The organism is Micromonospora sp. NPDC047707 (genome assembly GCF_040704235.1).
In the GTDB taxonomy this organism is placed as follows: domain Bacteria; phylum Actinomycetota; class Actinomycetes; order Mycobacteriales; family Micromonosporaceae; genus Micromonospora.
The window spans coordinates 1-6,815 of record NZ_JBEYSU010000084.1; the positions used below are offsets into that span (position 1 = coordinate 1).

General features: G+C 65.5%; 2 protein-coding genes. One reads left to right on the forward strand and one right to left on the reverse strand.

The features are described 5' to 3' along the window. Nucleotides 1–702: 702 nt before the first annotated feature. Nucleotides 703–1,869, forward strand: coding sequence for an FAD-dependent oxidoreductase (locus AB0873_RS31425; RefSeq protein WP_366604341.1), 1,167 nt, complete (start codon nucleotides 703–705; stop codon nucleotides 1,867–1,869). Here the strand turns inward: AB0873_RS31425 and AB0873_RS31430 are convergent. Further along, on the reverse strand, nucleotides 1,843–5,205 hold the full coding sequence (locus AB0873_RS31430; RefSeq protein WP_366604343.1) for a LamG-like jellyroll fold domain-containing protein: 3,363 nt from the start codon (nucleotides 5,203–5,205) through the stop codon (nucleotides 1,843–1,845). The genes AB0873_RS31425 and AB0873_RS31430 overlap by 27 nt on opposite strands. Between the last annotated feature and the right edge of the window lie 1,610 nt (nucleotides 5,206–6,815).

Consider the following 6,815-nt stretch of genomic DNA (forward strand, 5'->3'; position numbering starts at 1 on the left):
CTCGTCGTCATCGACCTCGCGCACCCGGACCCGTTCTGCCACCCGGACAGCCTGGCGACACCGCGCCATCCGGGCCAGCATCCCCGCGGCGCGTCCTCACGAGGCAAACGTTCCCTGACGCGGCACTAGAGACCGCTGAGGAGCGCCGGGAAAAATGAGATCATGAAGGTGGACGCAGCCTTCTTCGCAGCCGAGGCCGACCAACAATAGCCACGATCGCTCCCAGCCATCGATGAGAACAACCGCTGTCCTTGCTGGCCCGCCTGTCAAAAGATCCTCGCCGCAAATCACCACCGATGGATCTGGCTGAATCTAACCTTCACGCAGCTCGTCTCGCCCAACTTTGTCCGCTGGCGGTGCCCGTCGCAGACCGACATCGCCGGGGCGTTGCCACCCCTCCGACTCCGGCTCTGGCGGAAGACGGGAGCCGCGAACCGCCCAGCACAAGGACGCAGCTTGTCCAGAGTCGTGACACTTTATTCGGTACTGCTAAAAGTGCCCAGCAGCGCCCAGATGCCCTTGAATGATAAATACCCGGCATCCCTATAGGCGGGAGTCGGCAGGGCGCTGCGGCAGCGCGGAGGCTCTTGCCCCGGTTAGCCCGCCGTTCGGGCTCTTCGTTGCCAACACATGTTGACTTGATCTGCAGCACGACCTACTCTTGTCAACGAGCGTTGGCCAACGGGTGTTGGCTTGGTCTTCATGGAGGTTCCCATGCAACTCACAACGACCGAAGTACTGGTGGTAGGGGCTGGGCCGGTGGGACTAGCAACCGCCGTTACCCTTGCCAGCAAAGGGGTCGATGTTGCGGTTGTAGACCGCATCGCGGATGGTGCAAATACCTCACGGGCGGCGGTGATTCACGCCCACACACTGGAGGTACTGGAGGCCATTGGAGTCGCAGAGCCCCTAGCCGCACAGGGTATCCGCACGCGTCGGTTTACCATCCGCGACCGAGATCGAATCCTGGTGCCTGTTAGCTTCGATAATCTGCCGACCCGGTTTCCCTATGCGTTGCTGGTCTCGCAGGCGGTGACCGAGGCGGTGCTGTTGAAGCGGCTTGTTGCGCTCGGTGGTCGCGTCCTGCGCCCGTTTGAGGTAGTTGGGCTAACGCAGGATGAAGCTGGATGTGTCGTTACGCTTGCTGACGGAGAGGCCGTGCGCGCCCGATTTGTCGTAGGCGCTGATGGCATGCGAAGTACCGTTCGCCGGTTGGCTGGCATCGGTTTCGGCGGCGAAAGCGATAGGGGGGAGACCTTCACCCTCGCCGACGTCGAAGTCGAGAGCGCCCTTCCGCGCGACGAGGTCGCCCTTTTCTTTTCCAACGCGGGCTTGATGGTCTGGGCGCCGCTGCCGGACGGAACCGTCCGGATCGTTGCCAACGTCGACAACCCTCCCGAGAGCCCGAGCATTCATTACATCCAAGTCTTGCTCAATGCTCGGGGGCCAGCGCGATCGCACAGCACGGTCAGGCGGGTGGTCTGGGGATCCCGCTTCCGCGTGCACCACCGAGTCGCTGACACCTTCCGGTCCGGGTCAGTCCTTCTGGCGGGCGACGCAGGGCACGTTCACAGCCCCGCGGGCGGACAAGGGATGAACCTCGGACTCCACGACGCGGTCGCCCTCGGCCGAGCGCTCTCCGAGGTCCTCCGTGGTGGCCCGGAGTCGATACTCGACGAGTACGCAGCCGCTCGTCGACCGGTCGCCAAGGACGTGCTCAAGTTCACCGCCCGACTCACCCGGCTAGCCACTGTGTCACCTCCGGTCCGGCCCCTACGAAATGCTCTATTGCGGTCAGCCGCGGCCCTTCCTGCCTTTCGTCGCCGGCTGGCGTGGCGGCTCTCAGGGCTGGTCTATCGCCGGCCCTGAGCCGCGTCGGCCGTACCGAAGGCCACCGTAGGCGAGCGTGTGCCCGAGCAGACCCTCGTTAACGTAGCCCGCACAGTGAGCCAGAATCGCGTCGAAACGCTCTCCTGCGCTTGTCGCACACCGGTAGATCGCCAACGTCGGCACATCTGCAGGCGGCCTCGTGTACACGGCGCCGAGCGCCGCCAACACGGGCCGGCCCTCGCAGTCCGCATGCACGGAGGTGAACTCGTCAGCAGCCGTCATCTGGCAGGCGTAGATCAGCCGAGTGCCGGGGGTGCCTGGTGGCAGCAGCCAACCGAGCGGCCCCTCAAGGTGGTAGCCGCGCGGAACTGGTCCGTTGGCGGTGAAGCGGTCGCCGGTATGCCCGACGTATCGCCCAAGTGCTCGGGACGGCGTCCGATCGGCGACTGGGTGGCCAACCTCGTCGCGGATTTGATCGGCCGTGCGAACGCCCTGGTACAGGTGAACCTCGTCGATCGAGCCGTGCCAGAAGTCCACCCGGTTGCCGCCCCACTGCGCTCTGCCGAGCTGAAGAGCGCCCCCGGCGTTCCAGTCAAGCGGGGTCGGCAGCGCTGTGGCAGCACCCGCCTGCACTCCGTCGACGTACAGCCGGATCTCCGGGACCGAGGCGTCGTACACCCCGGCCAGGTGGGTCCATTGGCCGGTCGCCGGCGGATTGAGGTCGGCCACCACGTACGAGGCACTGCCGGCGGCGTCCTTGGGCATCATGAACGACCATCGGCCGGAGTCGGGTCGGTAGCCCAGCAGGAAGCCGCTGTGCCCCGAACCGTCCTTGCTGACAGCGGTCCGGTGGACAGTGCCCAACGACTCCGCCCGCACCCACGCTGTGACGGTGAAGCTCTGCGTCGTGATCACGCCGGTTGGCGGCGGCGCCTCCACGTACCCGCCTGAACCGTTCATCCTCACAGCGCCGGCTCCGACGCGGCCGGTAACCCACGAGGCGCCCGCTCCCACCGTGGCCCGCCGGTAGTTACCCGAGGCATCGACGGTGACAGCGCCCGTGCCTTCGTCCAGCGTCCAGACGGCCTCTTCGTTCGCCGGCTGGGTCGCCAACTTGTCTATCTCGGTGGCCCCAACCGTCTTTACGTCGGGCAACCCTCGGTCATAGATGCGGACCTCGTCGATGGCTCCAGACCAGAAATCCACAGCGGCGCCGTTGAACTTGGCGCGACCGATCCGCACCTCGCCGCCGACGTGCCACGGCGTAGTATGACTCGCCTGCCCGGCGAGCACACCGTTTACATAAAGCCGGATTTGCCGGGCGCCCGCGTCGTACACCCCCATCAGATGCGTCCACTCTCCTACCCGCGCCGACGAGTCCGACACGGCCTGGTTCAACAGCACATCTCGGCTGTCCGACACCGGCATTGAGAAGGACCAGCGCTTGGTCGTCCCACCGATGTACTGCAGCAAGAAGCTGCTGACCTGCACTCCGTCCTGGCTGACGATGGTCCGTCGGGGTAGCCCGTCAGCGGCGTCGAGGCGCACCCACGCGGCGACAGAAAAGCTGGAGTCGGTACGGATGGTGCTGCCCGAAGTCGATACCGAGGCCTGCTTCGCCGCATCGAACCAGAGACCGTCGCCGACGCGGCCGGTGGTCCATGAGGCGGTACCGGTCACGAAGGTGCCATGGTGCCCGCTTCCGGCGACGTCCGGCACGGAAGTAGAAGTGGTGTGGCCGTCGATCGGCCAGTAGGCGACCGGTGGCGTCGGCAGGCCGACCCGGAAGTCATACTTCTTGGTGTTGAGCGTGTTTCCGCGGTTGCCAGCCCGGTCCACGCTGGTGACCTCCAGTGTGTACGGGTCCGCGGTGGGCGGGGTGATGCTCACGGTCGCCGAACCATTCGTGGCTGGCACTCGCTGCTCCGCCTGGCCGGTGAGGCGATACGCGAACTCGACCACGTCCGGCACGCCGTTGGCGTTGAAGGTGAACTGCCCGGTCTTGCCCGGCGCGCCGCCCTCGCCCAACTCTGGGAAGGTGTCGGAGGAGACCAGAGGCGGACGGTTCGGCGGAGTCAAATCCACGGTCAGGTCACACCAATCGGACCAAGGTCCGGCGGCATCCAGGTCGTCGATGCCGCGTACCCGCCAGATAATCTTGGACCCGTCTCCGAAGTGCCCGTCTGGCACCCGCAGCCGAAACTCTGAGCCGGACTGCTGCAACACCGTGCGCTGATGGCCCACCAGCGGGCCGTGCCGCACGTACCACTCGAAGTGTCCGCTGACTCGACCACCGTCCGGATCCGCGATGGTCGCCATCAACGTTGGCGTCGCCGTACTGATGTACGGCTCATTTGGCTCCCACGAACAACCAGGCTTCGGCTCCGCGCTCGGGTTCGACGGCTGATACGGGATGTGATTGAAATGAACGATGAGGCTCAGGTCGTTGGGATCAAACTTCTTCCACGCGTAGCGGTCAGCCTCGTTACGCGCCCGCAGCATAAACGTCACCGTCGGCGACCCGCCCCCCACCGAGCCAGCGACCTGGCCACCCACGGCGAAGCCCAGCCAGCTCGGAAGGCACCTCGCGTCATACCCGAACGCGACGTTACGTACGTCGGTGTACCACTGTCCCGGCTGGCTATTCCACGTCGTCGAGGGCGAGATCGGGTCCGTGTGATACAGCTCCACCTCGCGCGGCTCGCAGGATGGCGCGTACGTCTCTCGCACGTTCAGCTCCGCGCCCAGGATCTGTTTGCCGTGAAGGAACCCGACGTCGAACTGAAAGTACGACCGGGCAAGCACTGACGGCCGATTCCAGTCGCTGAACCCCACCTTGGCGGCGTTGTCGCCGTCACCGAACCAGTACGACTGGCTCCGGTGGGAATCCGGAGTTCCGTACACCAAGGCCCACGCGCTTCGACCGGCGTGCCAGTCCGGGTCGATCTCGACCGGGAATCTCGTCGCCGGATCCCTCAACAACTTCTGGTCTGGGGTGAGCGTCAGCACGCCTGCGGTCAACCGGACCGGCAGCACCGCCTCGCGGCGGGCAGGCGTTCCCGCCGCGGTCGCTGTCGGTCCCGAATCCCACATCCGCGGCGGTGGCGCTCGGAACATCAGCTCGCCCCGCTTGTCCACGGCGATGAGTGCGCCCGACGGCTCGGTGCGCACCGACAACCCATCCCCGCGCAGCCCGAACCGGACCCGGGCAAGGGCCGGATTTTTCGCCGCCCGCGGGTTCTTGACCGAGAGGACGTGCGAAAAACCCTGTGGTTTAGCCTGGACGCGAAGGTCGACTCCGGGCAGCACCTCAGGGTACGTGGCGGTGTCCCCGGTCAGCACTGGCCGCGGCAACGGCGCGGGCCAGGTCAGCACCAACTGCCGACCGCTGACACCGAACCGAACGAGCGGCGCCTGCCCGCCGCCGGAGAAGGTGACTGGACTGGCTGCCGCGGACCGGCGCGACGGTCCCGTCGGATCGGCGCTCCAACCGGCTGTCCACCGGCCGCCAGCCGGCGGCGGTGCGCACGCGGAGCGGGGTGATGCGCTGCTCCATGGTGAACGTGCCGTCTGGGTTGGCGAACACTTGTGCCGTCTCGGTACGGTGCGTCATCACCTCGACTCGGTTACCTGAAGAGCGAGCCGCCGCCACGGCCGTCACCGGCATCGCGTCCGGGGCGGATGACGCAACGACAATCCGGGAGCGGTGTGCATTCTCCTCAAACCACGCTGTCGGCACCAAACATCCGGCCATCAGCAGGATGGCGCCCATCGCCGATACCACCAGTTTCCTGACCCAGATTAGGTGCGCGCGCGGTGCGCCCCCCGTGCTGTCAGCCACCCGCTTCTCCCGCATCTTGTTGAGCAGTCGACGATTAGAGAGAAACGGCTGCAGTCCACACTGTTATTTGGATGGCATTTCGCTGGCACCATGGCTGGACGCCTGTGGAACGTAGCCGTCACCGCCCCGCAGGGTGGGGACTGTCAAATGAACGGTGTGTCGCGGGTTTGTTGACGGCTACTTGCGGCCTGCGGACAGGCGTCCTTCGCCATGACATCGCTGTGCCACCCTACTGACAGCAGGGTGCATCATACTGGCATCAACACGCACCTCAACTACTGCGTAAGCAGGTTGGCCAGCACTGTAGGCACTCGGGACCTATGCTGCGGGCGCGCGAAAGGTGGAGCATTACAGCTACCCCTCGGGCTGAAGATGATGCTCCCCCTGTCGCTTGGGGGCGTGGAGCTGGCCCGGCGGATCGTCGGGCCAGCTCAACTAAATTGCGTGGCAAGAGCTGCCTACACTACATCACCTGGTCCAACGCACCAGATGTGTTGACTGACCGTGTTGTTCGGTGCGGTCATCTGGTCCGCGTTTGGTAGCAGGTCCGTGGCCCAGCCTATGCCGAAGCACTGGGATTTGGGCTACAACAAGGACGGCAGCGGCTGCAATGGCGCTGCTTCCGCATCAGCACCCACTGGACAACGGCCCGGTTGACTCTGGACCGTGTACGCTTCTGTCCGCGACGACTGACCTGCATGGCGTTGGTGGGTGTGCAGTGGCGAAGCAGGGACGGGGAAGGTGGCCAGGACCGGGCTGAAACCGCGCCTGTCGCTTTGGTGCTCGGCGGTCAGCAACATCGCGAGGGGCTTGTGGTCTTGCTCGCAAGTCAGGCGCAGCTTGCTGGTCAGGCGGCCAGATGGGAGGCAGAGTGCGTGTCGGCCGGCCCGACACGGACGGCCGCCGGGTGTTCGCTACGCAGGTCTCTTCCGCGCCGGGCCATGATGGACGTAAGCGATGGGCGTTGGTGACCCTTGCGGACACGTCCGAGGTTCGAGCAGCGGGTCAGCGAGGGCCCACAGCGCCGTGAGCATTCGTCTGCTAGTGCCCTGAGCCTCGATCCACCGATGAGGATTGGGTTGGTGAGAGCCCAAAGATAGAAGATGCCCTTTGAGCTGGAAGGATAGGAGTTCTGACGCTTCTA

Coding starts and splice junctions, on each gene's coding strand:
- AB0873_RS31425 (WP_366604341.1), top strand. CDS start 703: ATGGAGGTTCCCATGCAACTCACAACGACCGAAGTACTGGTGGTAGGG.